The sequence below is a fragment of the Trinickia dinghuensis genome (assembly GCF_003367175.1).
GTDB lineage: Bacteria > Pseudomonadota > Gammaproteobacteria > Burkholderiales > Burkholderiaceae > Trinickia > Trinickia dinghuensis.
On sequence record NZ_QRGA01000006.1, the window covers coordinates 317,133 to 336,613 of the forward strand.

Consider the following 19,481-nt stretch of genomic DNA (forward strand, 5'->3'; position numbering starts at 1 on the left):
CCACGCGTGCCCCCAACAGCGGACGACATCCGTTTAACCCGAACACCCCATGGACAAAACCGATCGTCACGCCGTAACCGTACTCGTCGCCCGCAAGATTCTAACGATGAATCCGAACCAACCCGTCGCCACGCACGTGGCAATTCGCGACGGGAGGATTCTGTCCGTGGGTACGCAAGACGAGATGCGTCAATGGACCGACGCGGAGCCCGACTCGACGTTTTCCGACAAAATACTGATGCCCGGCCTCGTCGAAGGTCACTCGCATCTGATGGAAGGCGCGATGTGGAGCGCTGCGTATGTCGGCTACTATGAGCGGCGCGGCCCGGACGGCAAGCGCTGGCCGGGCCTGCGGACGCTCGACGCGGTGATCGAGCGTCTGCGGGAGGCTGAACGGCAAATGACCGATGCCTCAGCCCCCTTGCTCGCGTGGGGTTTCGATCCGATCTTCTTCGGCAGCGAACGCCTCACGGTGACGCAACTCGATCGCGTTTCGGCCACTCGATCGATTGCGGTCCTGCATGCAAGCGTTCACCTGATGAATGTGAATTCGGCAATGCTCGATGCCGCCGGCATCGACGACGATGCCGACATAGACGGCCTCGACCGCGACGCGAATGGCAAGCTCACCGGCGAGTTGCAAGAGTTCGCCGCCATGTTTCCGGTATATCGTGTAATCGGTGCGAGGCTGTCGCTGTCCGCTGCCGACAATCCGGACGCAATCTGGAATTTCGGCAAAGTTGCGCAGCTTGCCGGCGTGACCACCGCCACCGATCTGCTCAACGATCTCTCCGAAAAGGCCATGCGAAACCTCGTCGACATCACGGCCGACGAGCGATTTCCCATCCGGCTGGTCCCGGCGTTCGGACCACAGCGCAATCCCGAAGGCGGTCCGCCGCGCGTGCTCGAGGCCGCGCGCTCCAATTCGGACAAGCTGCGGTTCGGGCTAGTGAAATTCATCGTCGACGGATCGATCCAGGGCTTCACCGCGCGGCTGCGCTGGCCCGGCTATGTGAACGGCCGGCCGAACGGGCTCTGGCTGATTCCGCCGGCACAGTTCGTCGAAACCTTCTTGCCCTTCCATCTCGCGGGTCTGCAGTTGCACATTCACACGAACGGCGATGAAGCGACCGAGCTCGTACTCGACGCGATAGAAACGATCGTGAACCGGCACCCGCGCGCCGATCACCGGCATACGCTGCAGCATTGCCAGATGGCCGACGCCCGTCAGCTTGCGCGTGCCGCTCGCCTCGGCATGTGTATCAACTTCTTCTCGAACCACATCTATTACTGGGGCGACGCGCATTACGCCCAGACCATGGGCTTCGACCGCGCCAACCGCATGAACGCGGCTGGAACGGCGAACGCGCTCGGCATTACCTTCGGCCTGCACTCCGACGCGCCCATCACCCCGCTCAATCCGCTTTTCACGGCGTGGTGCGCCGTACAGCGCCAGACCGCATCCGGCAGGGTGTTGGGCGAAGCGGAGCGCCTGCCCGTTGCCGATGCGCTTCGGGCGATCACACTCGGCGCGGCGTTCACGATCGGCATGGACACCCAGGTCGGCAGCATCGAGATCGGAAAATTTGCCGACTTTGCCGTGCTCGACGAAGATCCCTATGAAGTGCCGCCGCAGCGTCTCAACCGGCTTGCGGTGTGGGGGACGATCGTAGGCGGGCGCGTCTTTCGTTCTCCCGCATGAATTCCACCGCACGATCCGGCAACACCTGCCCCGACGCCCGGCCGCCGATTCCGCTCGTGGTGCTGGGCGGCTATCTAGGCGCCGGCAAAACCACGATGATCAACGCGCTCCTAACCCATGCGGAGGCGCACCGCATCACGGTGTTGGTCAACGACTTCGGCTCGATCAACATTGACGCCACGCTGATTCGCGAGCGCAGCGACGACGTGATCGGCTTAGAAAATGGATGCGTGTGCTGCTCGATCGGCGGGAAGCTCGTGGAGACGCTGCTGGAAATCAGCGCGCGAGCGTCGCGGCCCGATCTACTCGTGATCGAAGCGAGCGGTGTATCCGACCCGGTACGTATCGCGCAGATCGGCATGCTCGATCGCGCATTTCAATTGCAAGGCATCGTCGTCGCAGTCGATGCGGAGCAAATCCGCATCACCCTCGACGATGCCTATGTCGGCGACATGGCGCGCCGGCAGATCGTGGGCGCAACCGCGCTCGTACTCACAAAATCCGACCTGATCGCCGGGCAGGACTTGAATGACGCTTATAAGCGCGTGCGGGACATTGCGCACACGCGCCTCGTCTTCGAATCGCACCAGGGCACTGTGCCGCGGGAACTTTTTTTCGGTGGAGCAAGGCCTCTTCCCGAGAATGAGACGGCATTTCGCCTCTCTCACTCCTTGCCCTCGCACTTGCCCGAGAACCTGCGCAGCTTCACTTACCGCTCCGCTGCGCGCTTCGATCGCAAGCGACTCAAAACGACGCTCGTGTCGCTTTCCGATCGACTTTTGCGCGCTAAGGGTTTCGTGTGTCTCGAGGACGGCACCTACGCAGAGATCCACGTCGTCGGCAAGCGCTGGCATCTTTCGGCTCACGGCAAGCGCGATATCGCGGACACCACGATCGTTCTCATCGGCATGTTCGACGACGACGAGATGCAAAGCGCGCTCGACGCGATCGAATCTTCCGCAACGCTGCAATCATCTTCGCCGAGCGTCTGAAGGCTGCTTCAAGCCAGCAAGCGAGCAATGAGATCGGGCGTCGCCCGCACGCCGTATTTGCGCAAGAGGCTCGCGCGATGGATATCGACCGTGCGTGGGCTGATGTTCAACTCCTTGCCGATCTCCTTGCTCGTCAAGCCGTGAACGACGAATGCGGCGACATCCCGCTCGCGCTCCGTCAATGTGCTCACGACGTCGGGCCGCTTCGTGGTCTCGGATAAGTCGGTGAAGGTCCAAACCGCCAGCTCGAAAGGCCGCTTCGGGTTGTAGCCGAAGCCGCGTACGGTAACCCAGAAATGACTGCCGTCAATGCGACGCATGATGCGATCGTCGCTAAAGACCGCACGCTTGGCGATGAGCGGCCCCAGGCGGCGGCCCGTCGTTGAAAAATCTTTCTGCTGCGGGTAGAGCACGGAAAACGACTGGTCGATGAGATCGCTGCGCTCCGCTCTAAAAAGTCCGAGCGCTCTCTCGTTGCAGTCCACCATGATTCTTTCGCGCGCCACGATGGCAGCGACGGGCAGGTGCCTGAAGAGATCCTCGTAGTCGAGATGGGGCGTTGTGTCGGTCATGTTCGGCATGCTTTCCATCGCTGTGGGCTGGTGTGCGGCCAAGGCCCGCGACGGTCTCACCCCTCGGCACGCTCGATACGTAGTCTCCTATGTGATTGTAGTGCGTATGCGAAGCCGTCAAGGCAAGCGACGTGAATGGCAACGGCGCAGCGCCATTTGCCTCAGACGTTCCAAACTTCGCCGAACACGCGCAGCCAGTTTTCGCCCATGACCTTCCTAATGCGCGATTCGCTCCATCCCGCCCGCTCCATCGCGGCCGTTAGATTCGGGAATTCACCGATCGTGCGGATGCCTTCCGGATTGACGACCTTGCCGAAGTCCGTCAGGCGGCGATATCGGCCCTTGTCGTGCGTAATCCAGTCGAAAAACTCAGTGCTATACCCTTGAGTAAAGTCGGTGCCGATCCCAACCTTGTCTTCGCCGATCACGTCGATGACGTATTCGATTGCCTCGAGATAATCCTCGACGGTCGCATCCGCGCCTCGCCGCAAGAAAGGCATGAACATCGTCACGCCGACAAAACCGTTCGCCTCGGCGATCTCGCGCAGTTGATCGTCGGTCTTGTTGCGCGGATGCTCCTTCAATCCGGATGGGCAGCAGTGCGAGTACGTGACGGCCTTCTTCGAACAAGCGATGGCGTCCGACGACGTCTTGGCGCCGACATGCGAAAGGTCCACCATGATGCCGACGCGGTTCATCTCCTGAATCACTTCCCGGCCATATCCGGACAAGCCCCCATCCGGTTCATAGGAGCCGGTGCCCACCAGATTTTGCGTGTTGTAGCACAGCTGTACGACATTCACGCCCAGTTCCTTGAACACTTCGATATAGCCGAGGTTATCCTCGAATGCGTAGGAATTCTGAAAGCCGAAGATGATGCCGGTCTTGTTCTCCTTCTTCGCTCGCAAGATGTCGTCGGTCGTTCGCACGAGCGTCAAGATCTCGCTATGCTCGCGGATCTGCTGCTTCATTTCCGCGATGTTGTCGATCGTCTTCTGAAAGTCATCCCAGACGGAGACCGTGCAGTTGACGGCGGTGACGCCGCCTTTGCGCATGTCCTCGAACACGGAGCGCTCGAATTTCGAAATATTCAGGCCGTCGATGACAATGCTCGAATCGTGAAGCGTACTCATTTCATCTAACCTCTCGTACGGTCCTAATGGGTCGGGTGGGTCAGATCAGCATTCAGATCGTTCGCTTGATCGCATGCTCGACCCGCGTCGCATCGCTCGCATCGGCAGATGCGATCCCGGCTTTGTCGAGCGAGGTCTTCGACGTCTCGTTCAGCGCCAGGCCGCCGATCATCGCGAAGATCGAAACGGCAACCAGGTAGTAGGCGGGCGACAAATTCGTGCCCGTGACGGAGATCAGCCAGGTGGCGACAAGCGGCGCGGTGCCGCCGAAAATCGTATAGGCAACGTTGTACGTGATCGCGGATGCGGTGTATCGCGTCTTCGTGGCGAAGGCTTCCGACAGAAGCGGCGCAGTGACGACGCCGGACACGACGGCCCCTATCGCAAGCAGCGCAACGCCAAGCAAGGACTTCGACAAGACGCCCGAACCGCCCAGCGAGAAAGCCGGATACACGGACACGATGATGAAAATGCACGTGCTCGCGATCGTCGCACGGCGTCCGACCCAATCCGAGAACAAGCCTGCGAGCGGGCACAAAGCCGCTGCGAAAACGAGCGCCAGCACAGTCACGAGCAGCGACGTCACGCGAGACAAGTGCCCGGCCACTTGAAGATAGGTCGAGAAATACGTCGTGAAGGTATAGAACGATAGTGCCGTCACCGATATGAACGCACCGAGCTTCAGCATGTTCCACGACTGCGAATGCAGGGTTTCCGCCAGGGGCGCATGCGCGATCTCGTGCTTGCCCTCGAGTGCTTTGAACGCAGGCGTTTCCTGCAGATTCACGCGCAGATAGACGCCGATGAGGCCAACCGGCGCCGCGATAAGAAACGGGACGCGCCACCCCCAATCGACCATGGCCGCGGACGACAAAGACGATTCGAGTGCCGAAGCGACGACCGCCGCACACGCGAACGACGAGAACGTCGACACCGGCAGGAAACTGCCGAAGAACGCGCGGCGGCGACGCGGTGCGTGTTCCATCACGTACGCGCAAGCGCCCGCATACTCGCCGCCGGCGGAGAACCCTTGCACGCAGCGCACGACCGTCAGCAAGAGCGGCGCCCAGTAACCGACGCGGGCATAGGTCGGGAGAAAGCCGATCAGCGTCGTGGCGCCGGCCATCGTCAGAATGGTGAACGCGAGGGTACGCTTGCGGCCGATCCGGTCGCCGACAACACCGAAGAAAAGCCCCCCGAGCGGGCGGAGCGCGAACGCGACGGCGAAGACCGCGAACGTCTTTAGAAGCCCGATCCGTAGATCGCCGCTAGGAAAGAATTCGCGCGTGAGGATCGTTGCGAGAAATCCGTACGCGGCGAAGTCGAACCACTCGACAAAATTTCCTATCGATGCCGCCGCGATGACGCGGCCTAGCGTCTTGGTATCGACCTCTTGAGCTTCTCGCGCTGTCATGATCCTCCCCCTTTTGAGTCAGACATTGAAAACAGCGTAGGTGCTCAAATTACTTAGGTCTATACGCATCGGTTACCTAGGTAATCGATGCTGTCGACGATGGGGATGCTCATCGCGAAGGCCGAATTCTTCACACCGCCAAACGGCACGCTAGGTGTTGACGAGCACAGGACGCTCAGCGAAGGCGCTTTGACCAAACCGATGCCGGCATTCTCCGACGATCCCACGGCGGAACAGCAGCACGCAGCACACGAACATCACACCGGTGAGCAGACTGACCGATTCGCCCAGACCTTGGAACCACGTGATATGCGTGATGTCCGCGAGCCATGCGCCGAAAGTGCCGAGCTTCGACTCCATCCCCACGACAATCACCGCGCCGACGACCGGCCCGAGCCGCGTGCCGAGCCCGCCAAGCAGCGTCATCAAGATGACCGTTCCGGACATCGTCCAGTAGACGTCGGAAAGCGTCGCGAACCCGAGCACCAGCGTTTTCATCGCCCCGGCAAGCCCTGCCAATGCAGCCGAGAGCACAAAAGCAAGCAATTTGAAGCGATTGACGTCGTAGCCGAGCGAGATGGTGCGCGCCTCGTTCTCCTTCAATGCGGCCAGCACTTTGCCGAATGGGGAATCGAGGACGCGCCCGATAAACCAAAACGCCGACACGGAAATCGTTAGCACGACGAAGTACAGCACCAGATCATTGTCGAGTGACAGCGCAGCGAACAGCTTTCCACGCGGCACGCCCTGCAAGCCGTCCTCTCCGCCGGTAAACGGCATCTGCACGCAGACGAAATAGACCATTTGCGCGAGCGCCAGCGTGACCATCGCGAGGTAAATTCCCTTACGGCGTATTGCAAACAAACCGAACACGAGCCCGAGTGCCGCGCCCACGCCCACGCCGGCGAGCAGCGCGACTCCAGGCGGCATCCCGTGATCGCGCAGCATGCCTCCCGCGACATAGGCCGCCGCACCGAAGAACGCCGCATGACCGAACGACAGCAAACCCACGTACCCGAGCAGCAGATTCAGCGAGCACGCGAACAGCGCGAAACACATCAACTTCATCAAGAACACGGGATAGGCGCCAAGCCACGGAGCCGCGACGAGCGCTGCCAATACGACGACACCTGAAAATCGATTGCTCATCATGTTCCTCACTTCGAGTTACCGAACAGCCCGGCGGGACGCACCAGGAGTACGAGCGCCATGACCGCGAACACCACCGTCGCGGAGGCTTCCGGATAAAAAAGCTTCGTCAAGCTCTCGATCGCACCGAGCGCCAGGCTCGTCAGCACCGAACCCGCGATCGACCCCATCCCGCCTATCACGACGATCGCGAACACGGTAATGATCACGCTTTGCCCCATCAGCGGCGAGACCTGCACGACCGGCGCGGCGAGCACGCCGGCCAGCGCCGCGAGCGCGACGCCGCCGGCGTAGGTCAGCGACACCATGCGCGGCACGTTTACCCCAAAGGCCGCCACAAGGCGCGGATTCTCAGTCGCGGCACGCAGCAGCGCGCCAAGGTTCGTACGCTCGATCACCCCCCTGGTGCCCGCACAGACCACGAGCGATGCCACGACGACCCACGCACGATACGCCGGCAACACCATGAATCCGAGGTCGAGTCCGCGCATCAGGCTGTCCGGACCCGCGTACGACATGCCCGATACGCCGTATGCGGAACGCGACAGTCCGTCGATGATCAGTGTCAAGCCGAGCGTCAACAGCAGCCCGTAGAGAGGATCGAGCTTGTAGATTCGGCGCAGCATCGTCTGCTCGATGACCATGCCGACCGCGCCCACGGCCAGCGGCGCGACGATCAGCATCGGCCAGTAGCCGAAGCCGAAGTAGTTCGTGCCCATCCATGCAAACAGCGCACCGAGCATGAAGAAAGCCCCGTGTGTGAAATTGATGACGTTCAGCAGCCCGAAGATCACGGACAAGCCGAGGCTCAATACCGCGTAGAAGCAGCCGTTCATCAAGCCGAGCACGAGCTGGCTCGCAACCGCGCCGAGCGGCATACCCAAGAGTTCCATGATGATGGTCCCGTTCAGACGTTGAGCAATGCCTGTAGCGTCGCCGCTTTTTCAGGAAGGCTTGCGGATTCGAAGGATTCGACGATCCGGCCGTGCTCCATGACATAGAAGCGATCGGCGAGCGGAGCGGCAAAGCGAAAGTTCTGCTCGACGAGCAGGATCGTGAACCCACGCGATTTGAGCAGCGCGATCACACGTGCCAGCGCTTGCACAATCACAGGCGCGAGCCCCTCCGAAATCTCGTCGAGCAACAAGAGGTTTGCGCCTGTGCGAAGAATCCGCGCAATGGCAAGCATCTGCTGTTCGCCGCCCGACAAGCGCGTACCGGGACTCGCCCGGCGCTCGTAAAGGTTCGGAAAGATCTCGTAGATCTCGCCGAGAGACATGGCCGTTTGTCCCGCATCCGGCCGCATCGGCGGCAGCAGCAGATTTTCCTCGCAGGACAACCCCGCGAAGATCCCTCGCTCCTCGGGGCAGTAGCCGACGCCGAGCCGTGCGATGCGCTGGGGCGATTGCCCGAGCGTCTCGTGGCCGTCGATGCGGATCGAACCGCGTCGTGTGTCGGTGAGTCCCATGATCGCCTTCAGCAACGTACTGCGGCCCGCACCGTTGCGCCCGAGCAGCGTGATCACTTCGCCTCGCCCGGCGCGAAGGTTGACCCCGTGCAGAATGTGCGACTCTCCATACCACGCATGCAGCGCTTCGACGTTCAGCGCCTGCGGGGCATGCTCCACGCCGAGCGCGAGCGCCCTGTTATCCAAGCGATTCACTCTCGGCTCCCATGTAGGCTTCCTTGACGCGCGGATCTGCGGACACCTCCGCATAGCTGCCTTCCGCCAGCACTTCGCCGCGCTGCAATACCGTGATCGTGTCCGAAATACGCGCGACGATCTTCATGTTGTGTTCGACCATCAGGATCGTGCGGCCGGCGGACACTTTCTTGATCAGCGCGGTGACACGATCGACGTCTTCATGCCCCATCCCTTGCGTCGGCTCGTCCAGCAACATCAGCACCGGATCCATCGCCAGCGTGGTGGCGATCTCGAGCGCCCGCTTGTGGCCGTACGACAAGTCGGCGGTCTTCGCATCCGCATACCGGGCTAGACCGACCTCATCGAGCAGTTCGAGCGCTCGTGCGCGCAACCGGGCAAGCATGCGGCCGCTCGACCAAAAACGAAACGACACGCCCAGCCCACGCTGCAATCCGATCAACACGTTCTCGACCGGACTCAGATGCGGGAACACAGCCGAAATCTGAAACGACCGGATCACACCGCGGCGCGCGATCGAAGCCGGCGCCGCGCCGGTGATTTCGATACCGTCGAAGAAAATCTGGCCCGAGGTCGGCGTAAGAAACTTCGTCAACAAGTTGAAGCACGTCGTCTTGCCGGCGCCGTTGGGGCCGATCAATGCGTGTATCGCTCCGCGCCGCACGCTCAGATCGACGCCGTTTACCGCTGTGAAGCCATTGAACGCCTTGGTCAGGCGCTTCGTCTCCAAAATCAGATCTCCACCTGCCATTGCGGCTCTCCTATCTAGTCGATGCCTGCTTCGGTTGACCGGTGTCAGCCTGCAACCGGCAGCGTTTCGATCGCGTAGCCGTGCTTTAGCGTGCGCCCGAGCACCGGATCGTGGAGTTCGATCTCGAACCGCTCCGCGGGACGAATCCCGCCGATTGCCGCAAGCGTGCCGCACAGCATTGCCGTGCCGTCGGCAAATTGGCCGCCGCGCGAACCGAATCGCCGGAGTAGATCGTCAGGCGAGCGCATGGCGGTGACCTTGCCCTCCTGGTACAGCACACGCTCGCCGTCGATCGTTGCGTACGAGCGCAGCACCAGATCGTCCCAATGGTCAGCCACATCGGCGAGCCGCCATAACGTATTCGCACACGGCTTGTCGCACATCTGCTTCGATACCGTGATTCCATACGTTTCCACCTGACGGTCGGTATGATCAGAAGCGATGCCGACAAAGATCTCGCCCCGGTCATGCAGCAACACGAATTCGACTTCGCCGCTGCTTTCGTCGCCCGTCACCTGCATCTGCGCGAACGGCCCGAGACGGTCGGCCGCGACGCGGTAAAAAACAGGCGTATATTCCGGGCGCCTCACGCCGAGTTCCTCCAGTTCCCGGATATGCCTTTCCATCGCGACCGTGTCTCGCCCAGTCCAGCCCGCGATGACGAGCGTGTCGACGGTAATGGCGCGTTCCGTCTTGCCGGTGCCGTGTTCGACGGCGAACGTAATGGTCTTCATCAAAAACTCCTTCGAGCGGGCGAGCGATGCTCGCTCCGCGATTGATCGATTACTTTCTCGCGACGAGGGGGCAGCGGCTCGCGCTTAGCGGCGCAAAGGCTTCCGATGCCGGAATGGTCTGCTTGATCTTGTAGTAGTCCCAAGGCTTCTTGGATTCTTCCGGGCGCTTCACCTCGACGACGTACATGTCGTGCACCATCAGTCCATCGGCGCGGATCCGCCCGTTATCGGCGAACAAATCGTGAATCGGCATCTTCTTCATTTGCGCCATCACAGGATCGGCCGCATCGGTTCCGGCGGCCTGTACCGCCTGCAGGTAATGCAGCGTCGACGAATAGACGCCGGCTTGAATGAAGGTCGGCATCCGGCCCGTCTTCGCGTAGAACCGCTGCGACCACGCGCGGCTCGCCGCGTTGCGATCCCAGTAGAACGGCGTCGTCAGTTGCATGCCTTGAGCCGCTTGCAAACCGAGGCTATGCACGTCGCTGATGAACATTTGCAAGGCGGCGATCTTTTGCTTGCCGGGCCCGATCACGCCGAATTCGCGCGCGGTTTTGATCGAGTTCACCGTATCCGCTCCCGCGTTCGCAAGTCCAATCACCTTTGCGTGCGACGCCTGCGCCTGCAGCAGATAGGACGAAAGGTCGGGCGTATTCATCGGGTGCTTCACATCGCCCGTCATCGTTCCGCCGGCCGACTTCAACGCGTCTCGCGCGTCCTTGTCGAGCGACGCCCCGAGCGCGTAGTCGACCGTCACGAAAAACCAGGAGGTGTCACCGGCGTGCGCCATCGACTTCACGAGATTGGTGGCGAGCGCATATGTGTCGTAAGAGTATTGAACCGTGTACGGCGAGCACGCCTCGTTGCTCAGCTTCGTCGTGCCGGCACCGCTTGCGATTGCGATTCGATGCTTCTCCTTGGCGACGCTCGATACCGCCAGCGCCACAGACGACGGCAACAAGTCCTCGACCATGTCGACGTGCTGATTGTCGAACCAGTCGCGCGCGATCGTCGCGGCAACGTCGGTCTTGTTCTGGTGATCGGCGCTGATCACCTTGACGGGAACGCCAAGCACCTTGCCGCCGAAGTCGTCGACGGCCATCTGCGCGGCGACGACCGACCCTTTGCCGCCAATGTCCGAGAAAATCGACGACATATCGGTCAGCACGCCGATCTTCACTACGCCATCCTTGATATCGGCAGCCGACGCGGCGTTCGAGACGCCGATGCCGATGCCGAAGCATGCGGCAGCAGCCACGGCGGAAAATGCGATGCGCTTATACATTGCTGTCTCCTGTGAAGCATAAGTATTGGATTGAGGGATGGACTAGGCCCTGCTCCGTCAGTCGAGACGGCGCAGTACGGCTTCGACGCCGGCGCCGATCGACAGCAACTCCCGATCGTGCATGTGCCGCTTCATCAACATCAGCCCGACCGGTGCGTCGCCCGGCGAGTGGCACGGAATCGAAAGCGAGCACAGGTCGAGCATGTTTGCGACGGCCGGATTGCGAAGCAGCAGCCGATTGGCCGACGCGTATGCGGCTTCATCGTCCAGCTCGGCGATCCTCGGTGCGACGATGGGCACGGCCGGGCATGCGACCACGTCGAACGAACGCAACTCGTCGTCGGCTTGCCGGCAAAGGTCACTGCGCCGCGCACGGGCCCGCAAATATTCGGCGATGCTCGATTGGCTGCCGAGCCGGATACGAGCGATCACGCGCGGGTCATAGTCGCTTGGGTGATCGGCCATGAGCTTGACGTGCCACGCCCACGCCTCCATCGCGACCAGCCCTCCGTTCTGGCCCAGTTGCGCCAGTCCATCCCAGCTAGGGAAGGCGACCTCCCTAACGATCGCACCGGCGCCGGCGAGCCGCGCGATGGCGCGTTCGAATGCCGCCGCGACATGCGCGTCGGTTCCGTCGAACATCGATTTCGCCGGCACCGCGATCCGCAACCCCTGGAGCGGCACCGGATCGAGCGGCAGCGTTTCGGTGCCGCCGGCCATGATCGAATCGAGCGCCGCACAGCACGCGACGCTCGTCGCCATCGAACCTACGGAGTCATAACTCGATGAAAGCGGGACAGCACCTGCCAATGGAATGCGCGCCGCGGTTGGCTTGAAGCCCACGATGCCGCACAGCGCCGCCGGAATACGACACGAGCCGCCGGTATCCGAACCGATCGCAGCCGCGGCCATCCCGTCGGCGACCGACACGGCCGCGCCCGACGACGAACCGCCGGGTATCCGAGCAACGGCTCGGTCGAAGGGATTCGCCGGCGTTCCGTAGTGCGGATTGATGCCGAGCCCGGAATAGGCGAACTCGGTCATATTCGTGCGGCCGACGAATACCGCGCCGGCCGCGCGCAGCCGGCCGATCGCGGTCGCGTCACGCGTTGCCGCCATCTCGGGCAGGATCCGGCTGCCGGCCCGCGTGATCTCTCCTTGCACGTCGAACAGATCCTTCACCGAGATCGGAATCCCGGAGAGCGGGCCCGCAACCCCATGTCGCCGCAGCGCATCGCTCGCCGCGGCTTGCGAGGCGGCTGCCTTGCTCACGCCGTATGGGAAAGCCCGCGCCCCTTCGCCTTGCTCGTTCTCGATCCGCGCTGCACAGGCGGCGAGCAGCGTTTTCGCACTGACGCTTGACGCGGCGAGACGACCACGCAATTCATCGATCGTAGGGAACATGATCAAGCCGGGTCGTAATAGTGGACTTCGAGCAGCACACAGCCGTCGTTCGATTTGAACGGGCCGTGCCAGGCCCCGGGCGGCCGCACCGCGTAGGTGTACCCCTTGAACGGCGCGCCGCCGTTACCGTGCTCGTCGTTGCCGACCGTCAGATCGCCCTCGACAAGAAATACTTCCTCCCAGTAGTCGTGGACGAAGGGCTTCTTCGTATAGAGCCCCGCCGGCAGACGCAGAAGACGCGTACGGCTACCTTTCTTGCCGTCGGTATCGAGCGAGCCGGACAGAATCAGCTCCTGCGCGCCGGAGGCCGGATCGTATCCTTCAGGCAGTTGCCAGCCTTCGCTCATGTCCAGCGGATGAAACTCGTCGTGAAGCTTATTGATTGCCATGAGGCGCTCCTCAATCAGGTACGGTTATGCAAAGCAAGAAATAAGAAATCGGAAATCCGGCGGAAGGCTCAGGCGGCGCGCGGCGTTGCAAGCTCGGCGTCCAGCGAGTAAGTTCCCAGCAAGTTGTCGACGAGGCCCGTCGCGTGCTGCCAGTCATAGGTCCGATAGGCATGGCCCTTCGTCACGAATGAGGCTCCCGCGTAGAACAGTTCGTATTGGTTGTGCCGCGAGGCGAATTCCGATCCGACTGCATCCCATGCGAGCTTGAAGAATTTGACGCGATCCTCGGCACCGCAAACGGGCGACCTTTGCGTCTTCTCGATGATGCGCAGCAGCTCGGGGTTCTCGAAGTCGTGCACGCTCGACGGCAGCATGATCATTCCGCCGCCCGCAAGCTCGCGCAGCGTCGTCAAAATCTTCGAGTAGAGCTGCTGAGTCAGCACCTGCGAGCTGTACAGCATGTTGCGATCGGGCACGTAGTAGCCGTTGACGACGCGTCCTTTCGCCTCCATGCCGTAGACGTAGGCCTCGACCATCGACGCCTCCGCCGCGAGTTGCCCCAATGTTTCGCGCACTTGCGGAAAGCCATTCGTGCCGTTGACTTCGGCAATCTTCAACCCCAAGCCGACGAGGAACCGAAGCTTCGTCATCAAGCGAACTTGGCATTGGTAGTTCTGATAGGCATGCGCGGGCGTCGCATGGAATTGCTTTGCGCACATCGCCGTGTCGCCCGCGACGAAAATCCGCTCCCAGGGCACCCTCACGTCATCGAAATAGAGCACCGCGTCGTTTTCGTCGAAGCGGCTCGACAGCGGGTTGTCGAATATCGATTGCGCGTTCTCCTCGTACGACTTGCGCGACAGCACCTTCATGCCCTTCGCGTTCATCGGAATCGCGAACGACAGCGCGTACATTTCGTCGCCTTCACGCAGCGGCTGAACGCAGCTGCAAAAGACTTCGTTGGCCATGATGCCGCTCGTGGCGAGCATCTTCGCGCCGCGAACCGTGATTCCTTCCGCGTCCTGATCGACGATGCCGACCGCGAGGTACTTGTCCTCCTGTTCGTGCGCGGCCTTCGCTTGATTCGCCTGCGGGTTGACGATGACGTAGGTCAGGAACAGGTCGTTGTCGCGCGCATATTTGTAGTAGTCGCGCAATGCTCCGGCGCGTGCGGGGTCGTACTGTTCAAACACGTCGATCCCCATATACATTCCTGAGATGCAAGAGGCGACGTGATCGGGCGAGCGGCCCATGAAGCCGTAGTGCAGTTCCGTCCACGCCTCGAGCGCGGCACGACGCTCGACGAGTTCGTCATAGCTCGTCGGCAGTTGCCACATGCGGCTGACTTGCTTGTCGGTTCCCTCCGGCCGGAACGTCATCTTCTCGACGTTTTCCGGGCGAGCCTGGAAGTCGTATAAGTTAGCGTAGCTGCGGATCGAATTGCGAAACGCCGGGTGTGCGGTGACGTCGGGCACCCGCTTGCCGTCCAGATAAACCTCGCGTCCATCGCGCAGCATCGCGATGTGCTGGTTGCCGTTCTTGACCATCATGTTCTCCTGAAAATCAGAATGCGCTTCGTTCAGGCAGTGATCGGACTGTCGTCGAGCGCCCGATACTTGCCACCAAAAAAGACAAGGGGCCGGCCGTCATGCCGGGCTCGATGGCGAACAACGCGCCCGATGAAGATCACGTGATCGCCCCCGTCATGGCGGGCGTAGGGCTCGCACTCGAACGTGGCCAACGCACCGGGTAGCAGCACGTGGCCGTGGATGGCCCGTGCGGCGGCATCGATGCCATCCCATTTCCCGGAATTCGCCTTGGCGAATCGGTTCGACAGATCCTGCTGCGCCTCGGAGAGCACGTTGACCGCGTACCCGGACGTCGCGCAAAGATCATCCAGACTCTGGCAGCGGCGATCCACGGAAAACAGGATCAACGGCGGATCCAGCGAAACCGAGTTGAACGAGGCCACGGTAATCCCGACGGGCGCCCCGCTATTGCGCGGCGCGGTAATCACGGCGATGCCCGTGGCGAACATCGCAAGCGTGTTCCTGAAGTGGCGCCGCTCGTCTTGATCGGCCCCGCAAAGGGCAGAAGATTCAGCCATGATGCCTCCTATGCATGTTCTTCCGTCGATATTTGCTTTGTTGATTAGCTTTGTTACTTAGCTATTATTCAATGCTAATAAACATTGCCATTCAACCTAGAACAAACCCTATGAGATCGGTGACGCGACGTGCTCCGCGCAGAGTGGGCGACCCGGAACCCTTTGACGGGCAAGGGTTCCAGGACGGACAGACGACGATTGAAAGAGGCTGACGGACGCCTAGATGCTCGCGAAGCAACCCTATCGGCGACATGGCGGAAGGCGGATCCGTGCCGGCCCGCTGCTAGACTCGGCTCAATTTTTCTTGGGCTGTCGAGTGTTAAGGACAGGCCCCCACCTATGTGCGGTAAGGACAAAAACATCATGCAAAACGGGCCGAATACGTTCCCGATCTATATGGACTACAGCGCGACGACGCCCGTGGACAAGAGAGTCGTCGACACGATGGTGCCGTTCCTCCATGAGCAATTCGGCAATCCGGCCTCGCGCAGCCATGCCTATGGCTGGCATGCCGAGGAGGCCGTCGAGGATGCACGGACCCACGTGGCCGCGCTCCTCAATGCGGATCCGCGGGAGATCGTCTGGACGTCGGGCGCGACCGAGGGAAACAACCTGGCCATCAAGGGGGCAGCGCAGTTCTATCGCGGCAAGGGTAAGCACATCGTTACCGTCAAGACCGAGCATAAGGCCGTGCTCGATACTTGCCGCGAACTGGAGCGCCAGGGATTCGAAGTCACCTACCTCGATGTCCGGGAGGATGGGTTGGTCGATCTCGACGCTTTGAAACAAGCCATGCGCGAGGACACGATCCTTGTATCGGTGATGATGGTCAACAACGAAATCGGTGTGATTCAGCCGGTTGCCGAGATCGGAGAACTCTGCCGTTCAAAGGGCATCGTTTTTCATTGCGATGCGGTGCAAGCGGCAGGGAAGGTGCCCATCGATCTAGCGCTGCTCAAAATCGATTTGCTGACCGTTACGGCGCATAAGGTCTACGGTCCGAAAGGCATCGGCGCACTCTACGTCCGACGCAAGCCGCGAATTCGGCTCGAAGCGCAAATTCATGGCGGCGGGCACGAGCGCGGGATGCGATCCGGGACGTTGCCGACACACCAGATCGTGGGAATGGGGGAAGCGTTCCGGCTCGCAAAATTGGAACTGGAGGAGGAAGCCCATCGCGTCGGCGAGCTGCGAGACAGGCTACTGCACGGGCTGAAGCGGCTGGAGGAGGTTTATGTCAACGGCAGCATGGAGCACCGGGTTCCGCACAACCTCAATATCAGCTTCAATTTCGTCGAAGGCGAATCGCTGATCATGGGGATCAAGGGCGTAGCGGTTTCCTCAGGCTCGGCATGCACGTCGGCCTCGCTCGAGCCGTCGTTCGTGCTGCGTGCGCTCGGCCGCAGCGATGAGCTTGCACACAGTTCGATCCGCTTCACACTGGGCCGCTATACAACCGAACGGGAGGTTGATGAGGTCGTCCGCGTCGTGACCGAAACCGTGTCCCGTTTGCGCACGCTCAGCCCCTTATGGGAAATGCACCAGGACGGAATCGACGTCAGTACCATCCAGTGGGCCCCGCACTGATCTTGCCGTCGCTACCGCTCCGATGCGGATTTGTCCGCTTGCCTGCGTGCCAATAAGTGGCCGAGGTCGAGCGAGGCGTGATCTCCATTGGCGACAAGCCGATCGACAACGGAACACAGCACCTTGAACTCGGTGCGCGAAACGCCTTCGAACAATACGTCGTTGATCCGTTGCTGTATCGGCAGCAACTCGTTCAGCAGTTTGACTCCGGCCGTCGTGACGGTCAGCCGCATCTTGCGCTTGTCCTCGGGGTGCGCCTTCTTGTCGATCAGGCCAAGCTTTTTCAGCTTGTTGGTCTCGATCGTGACGAACGCGCCGCTCAGGTGCAGATGATCGGCTAGCTGGTTGACCGTCACCTCTCCTTGCTGCGATAGGTGCGATACCGAGCGGATCAGCGAGTACTGCACGCCCGTTAGGCCGATAAGGCTGCCGAAACCGTCCCGCACGGAGAGCAGCCTCGCGGCGAACGGCAGGAGGCCGTTCACGAGATGGCGGAACTCGCGGTCCGAACCGTCGATCAAGCATGCGGGGTGCGAAACTGTCAGCGTTTTGTTTTCTGCGCGTGTTGCCATTGATGCGATGCTCCTGCTTTACTTAGCTTTGATAGCAAGCTTTGCACCAAATTGTAGCAAACGCGCTGTTTTCACGGCGTAGACTGACCCACGGCTCCGGATCTCGATTGCTGCCGCCGCTTCAGCGCCCTGTCGAACTACGGGATTCGGTACCGGATGCGCAGGTCGTACAGGCTGACAACCTGCCCCGCGAATTTTGCCGCACCGCTGGCTTCCGTCCGACTATTTGCAGCTAGCGCCGCGCACGATTCGTGTGTAGCCTCCCAACAGCGATCATCTGTTCTTTGCAACGCGTTGCGCGGGTTTGGGATACCGCGCGTACATCAAGCGAGACCATCCATGAAAGCATCCGATCTGTTCGTGAAGTCGCTGGAAGCCGAAGGTGTCGACCACGTATTCGGCATCCCAGGCGAGGAAAACCTCGATCTGCTGGAATCGCTGCGGCGCTCGAAAATTCGTCTGATCCTCACGCGCCACGAACAGGCCGCGGGCTTCATGGCCGCGACCTACGGCAGGCTCACGGGCCGCACGGGCGTATGCCTGGCCACGCTCGGGCCCGGCGCGACCAATTTCGTTACCGCGGCCGCCTATGCCCAGCTTGGAGGCATGCCGATGCTGATGGTCACGGGCCAGAAGCCGATCAAGACCAGCAAGCAAGGGCATTTCCAGATCGTCGACGTGGTGCGGATGATGGAGCCGCTCACGAAGTACACGCGCCAGCTCGTGTCGATCGGCCACATTCCGGCGGCGATTCGCGAGGCGTTCCGCCGTGCCGAGGAAGAGCGGCCGGGCGCGGTCCATCTGGAACTGCCCGAAGACATCGCCGACGAGGAAGGCGACGGCAAACCGATTCCGAAGAGCTACAGCCGCCGGCCGGTTGCCGAAGAGAAAGCCGTGGCGCGCGCGGTCGAGGCGATCACCGCGGCGCGGCATCCGCTCCTGATGATCGGCGCGGGCGGCAACCGCAAGACGACGACCAAGATGCTGCGCGAATTCGTCGAGCAGATCGGCATTCCGTTCTTCACGACGCAGATGGGCAAGGGCGTGATCGACGAGTCGCATCCGCTCTGGCTCGGCAACGCAACGCTGTCGGACGGCGATTTCGTGCACCGCGCGATCGAGCACGCGGACTGCATCATCAACGTCGGCCACGACGTGATCGAAAAGCCGCCGTTTTTCATGCGCAGTGCCGATGCGGGTGACAAAACGGTGATACACGTGAACTTCCTCGGCGCGGAAGTGGATCCGGTGTACTTCCCGCAGATCGAGGTGGTTGGCGACATCGCGAACGCCGTGTGGCAACTGAAGGAAAGCCTGAAGGGCCGGGGCGAGCACTGGGACTTCTCGCGCTTCATCGAGATCAAGGAGCATTTCGACGCGCATCTGGCGAAGGGCCAGCACGACGATCGCTTCCCGATGTATCCGGTTCGGATCGTCAACGACGTCTACGAGGCGATGCCGCAGGACGGCATCCTGTGTCTCGACAACGGCATGTACAAGATCTGGTTCGCGCGCTACTACCGCGCGCACGAGCCGAACTCGCTGCTGCTCGACAACGCGCTCGCCTCGATGGGCGCGGGTCTGCCGTCGGCGATCGCGACCAAGCTCGTGCACCCCGACCGCAAGGTTATGGCGGTCTGCGGCGACGGCGGCTTCATGATGAACTCGCAGGAGCTTGAAACGGCGGTGCGACTAAAGCTCGATCTCGTCGTGCTCATCCTGCGCGACGACGCCTTCGGCATGATTCGCTGGAAGCAGGAAAACATGAATTTCCCCGACTACGGGATGACGCTGAAGAATCCCGATTTCGTCGACTACGCGAAGAGCTACGGTGCGCACGGCCATCGCGTGGCTTCCGCGGCCGAGTTCGCGCCGCTCGTGCGCGACTGCTTCGCGACGCCGGGCGTTCACGTGATCGATCTGGCGATCGACTACTCCGACAACGAGCGCGTACTCAATCGCGAGATCAAGCGGCTTTCGGCGCAGGTTTGAACGAACCCGCTCGCATCGGTGCGCGCGGCTCACGG

At 61.4% G+C, this 19,481-nt stretch carries 18 protein-coding genes; 4 read left to right on the forward strand and 14 right to left on the reverse strand.

Translation table 11 applies throughout. The features are described 5' to 3' along the window. Positions 1–49: 49 nt before the first annotated feature. Positions 50–1,702: an amidohydrolase gene (locus tag DWV00_RS11280; RefSeq protein WP_115533657.1), complete on the forward strand. Its 1,653-nt coding sequence runs from the start codon at positions 50–52 to the stop codon at positions 1,700–1,702. After that, complete coding sequence (locus tag DWV00_RS11285; protein WP_115533658.1) at positions 1,699–2,694, forward strand: CobW family GTP-binding protein; 996 nt, start codon at positions 1,699–1,701, stop codon at positions 2,692–2,694. Before DWV00_RS11280 ends, DWV00_RS11285 begins: the two co-directional genes overlap by 4 nt. A gap of 8 nt (positions 2,695–2,702) precedes the next feature. Here DWV00_RS11285 and DWV00_RS11290 read toward each other — a convergent pair whose 3' ends face one another. From DWV00_RS11290 to DWV00_RS11350, 13 genes are all read right to left on the reverse strand, one after another. Beyond that, the gene (locus DWV00_RS11290) at positions 2,703–3,275 is read right to left on the reverse strand and encodes a PAS and helix-turn-helix domain-containing protein (RefSeq protein WP_115533888.1); all 573 of its coding nucleotides are present in this window, start codon (positions 3,273–3,275) and stop codon (positions 2,703–2,705) included. A 152-nt stretch (positions 3,276–3,427) separates the two neighbouring features. Next, positions 3,428–4,399, reverse strand: a complete 972-nt coding sequence (locus DWV00_RS11295) for a dipeptidase (RefSeq protein ID WP_115533659.1) — start codon at positions 4,397–4,399, stop codon at positions 3,428–3,430. A 52-nt stretch (positions 4,400–4,451) separates the two neighbouring features. Then, positions 4,452–5,813 carry an MFS transporter gene (locus DWV00_RS11300; RefSeq protein WP_115533660.1) on the reverse strand — a complete coding sequence of 454 codons (1,362 nt, stop codon included), beginning with the start codon at positions 5,811–5,813 and terminating at the stop codon, positions 4,452–4,454. A 150-nt stretch (positions 5,814–5,963) separates the two neighbouring features. Continuing rightward, the gene (locus DWV00_RS11305) at positions 5,964–6,962 is read right to left on the reverse strand and encodes a branched-chain amino acid ABC transporter permease (RefSeq protein ID WP_115533889.1); all 999 of its coding nucleotides are present in this window, start codon (positions 6,960–6,962) and stop codon (positions 5,964–5,966) included. An 8-nt stretch (positions 6,963–6,970) separates the two neighbouring features. Then, positions 6,971–7,855, reverse strand: coding sequence for a branched-chain amino acid ABC transporter permease (locus DWV00_RS11310; RefSeq protein WP_115533661.1), 885 nt, complete (start codon positions 7,853–7,855; stop codon positions 6,971–6,973). A 14-nt stretch (positions 7,856–7,869) separates the two neighbouring features. Beyond that, positions 7,870–8,625, reverse strand: coding sequence for an ABC transporter ATP-binding protein (locus DWV00_RS11315; protein ID WP_425452747.1), 756 nt, complete (start codon positions 8,623–8,625; stop codon positions 7,870–7,872). Next, a complete protein-coding gene (locus DWV00_RS11320) occupies positions 8,609–9,376 on the reverse strand; it encodes an ABC transporter ATP-binding protein (protein ID WP_115533663.1) in 768 nt (255 codons plus the stop codon). The genes DWV00_RS11315 and DWV00_RS11320 overlap by 17 nt, the downstream gene beginning before the upstream one ends. Before the next feature lie 44 nt (positions 9,377–9,420). Further along, positions 9,421–10,110 (reverse strand): DUF2848 domain-containing protein, encoded by a 690-nt coding sequence (locus tag DWV00_RS11325; RefSeq protein ID WP_115533664.1) that lies wholly within the window; start codon positions 10,108–10,110, stop codon positions 9,421–9,423. A 49-nt stretch (positions 10,111–10,159) separates the two neighbouring features. Next, entirely contained in the window at positions 10,160–11,395 is a 1,236-nt protein-coding gene (locus tag DWV00_RS11330; RefSeq protein ID WP_115533665.1) for an ABC transporter substrate-binding protein, read from the reverse strand. A 57-nt stretch (positions 11,396–11,452) separates the two neighbouring features. Further along, positions 11,453–12,799, reverse strand: coding sequence for an amidase (locus DWV00_RS11335; protein WP_115533666.1), 1,347 nt, complete (start codon positions 12,797–12,799; stop codon positions 11,453–11,455). Positions 12,800–12,801: 2 nt separating this feature from the next. Then, a complete protein-coding gene (locus tag DWV00_RS11340) occupies positions 12,802–13,188 on the reverse strand; it encodes a cupin domain-containing protein (protein WP_115533667.1) in 387 nt (128 codons plus the stop codon). Positions 13,189–13,256: 68 nt separating this feature from the next. Further along, positions 13,257–14,735 (reverse strand): 4-hydroxyphenylacetate 3-hydroxylase family protein, encoded by a 1,479-nt coding sequence (locus tag DWV00_RS11345; RefSeq protein WP_115533890.1) that lies wholly within the window; start codon positions 14,733–14,735, stop codon positions 13,257–13,259. 32 nt (positions 14,736–14,767) lie between these two features. Next, on the reverse strand, positions 14,768–15,295 hold the full coding sequence (locus tag DWV00_RS11350) for a flavin reductase family protein (protein ID WP_115533668.1): 528 nt from the start codon (positions 15,293–15,295) through the stop codon (positions 14,768–14,770). Positions 15,296–15,658: 363 nt separating this feature from the next. On the opposite strand from DWV00_RS11350, the gene DWV00_RS11355 reads away from it, so the two are divergent. Next, positions 15,659–16,882, forward strand: coding sequence for an IscS subfamily cysteine desulfurase (locus DWV00_RS11355; RefSeq protein ID WP_115533891.1), 1,224 nt, complete (start codon positions 15,659–15,661; stop codon positions 16,880–16,882). 11 nt (positions 16,883–16,893) lie between these two features. Here the strand turns inward: DWV00_RS11355 and DWV00_RS11360 are convergent, their stop codons facing one another. Continuing rightward, complete coding sequence (locus tag DWV00_RS11360) at positions 16,894–17,454, reverse strand: MarR family winged helix-turn-helix transcriptional regulator (protein WP_115533669.1); 561 nt, start codon at positions 17,452–17,454, stop codon at positions 16,894–16,896. A 339-nt stretch (positions 17,455–17,793) separates the two neighbouring features. On the opposite strand from DWV00_RS11360, the gene DWV00_RS11365 reads away from it, so the two are divergent. Then, complete coding sequence (locus DWV00_RS11365) at positions 17,794–19,446, forward strand: acetolactate synthase large subunit (RefSeq protein ID WP_115533670.1); 1,653 nt, start codon at positions 17,794–17,796, stop codon at positions 19,444–19,446. Positions 19,447–19,481: the final 35 nt, after the last annotated feature.

Excerpts from the sequence above, each read along its gene's own strand:
- DWV00_RS11280 (WP_115533657.1), top strand. The coding sequence starts at position 50 with ATGGACAAAACCGATCGTCACGCCGTAACCGTACTCGTCGCCCGCAAG.
- DWV00_RS11285 (WP_115533658.1), top strand. The coding sequence starts at position 1,699 with ATGAATTCCACCGCACGATCCGGCAACACCTGCCCCGACGCCCGGCCG.
- DWV00_RS11290 (WP_115533888.1), bottom strand. The coding sequence starts at position 3,275 with ATGCCGAACATGACCGACACAACGCCCCATCTCGACTACGAGGATCTC.
- DWV00_RS11295 (WP_115533659.1), bottom strand. The coding sequence starts at position 4,399 with ATGAGTACGCTTCACGATTCGAGCATTGTCATCGACGGCCTGAATATT.
- DWV00_RS11300 (WP_115533660.1), bottom strand. The coding sequence starts at position 5,813 with ATGACAGCGCGAGAAGCTCAAGAGGTCGATACCAAGACGCTAGGCCGC.
- DWV00_RS11305 (WP_115533889.1), bottom strand. The coding sequence starts at position 6,962 with ATGAGCAATCGATTTTCAGGTGTCGTCGTATTGGCAGCGCTCGTCGCG.
- DWV00_RS11310 (WP_115533661.1), bottom strand. The coding sequence starts at position 7,855 with ATGGAACTCTTGGGTATGCCGCTCGGCGCGGTTGCGAGCCAGCTCGTG.
- DWV00_RS11320 (WP_115533663.1), bottom strand. The coding sequence starts at position 9,376 with ATGGCAGGTGGAGATCTGATTTTGGAGACGAAGCGCCTGACCAAGGCG.
- DWV00_RS11325 (WP_115533664.1), bottom strand. The coding sequence starts at position 10,110 with ATGAAGACCATTACGTTCGCCGTCGAACACGGCACCGGCAAGACGGAA.
- DWV00_RS11330 (WP_115533665.1), bottom strand. The coding sequence starts at position 11,395 with ATGTATAAGCGCATCGCATTTTCCGCCGTGGCTGCTGCCGCATGCTTC.
- DWV00_RS11335 (WP_115533666.1), bottom strand. The coding sequence starts at position 12,799 with ATGTTCCCTACGATCGATGAATTGCGTGGTCGTCTCGCCGCGTCAAGC.
- DWV00_RS11340 (WP_115533667.1), bottom strand. The coding sequence starts at position 13,188 with ATGGCAATCAATAAGCTTCACGACGAGTTTCATCCGCTGGACATGAGC.
- DWV00_RS11345 (WP_115533890.1), bottom strand. The coding sequence starts at position 14,735 with ATGGTCAAGAACGGCAACCAGCACATCGCGATGCTGCGCGATGGACGC.
- DWV00_RS11350 (WP_115533668.1), bottom strand. The coding sequence starts at position 15,295 with ATGGCTGAATCTTCTGCCCTTTGCGGGGCCGATCAAGACGAGCGGCGC.
- DWV00_RS11355 (WP_115533891.1), top strand. The coding sequence starts at position 15,659 with ATGCAAAACGGGCCGAATACGTTCCCGATCTATATGGACTACAGCGCG.
- DWV00_RS11360 (WP_115533669.1), bottom strand. The coding sequence starts at position 17,454 with ATGGCAACACGCGCAGAAAACAAAACGCTGACAGTTTCGCACCCCGCA.
- DWV00_RS11365 (WP_115533670.1), top strand. The coding sequence starts at position 17,794 with ATGAAAGCATCCGATCTGTTCGTGAAGTCGCTGGAAGCCGAAGGTGTC.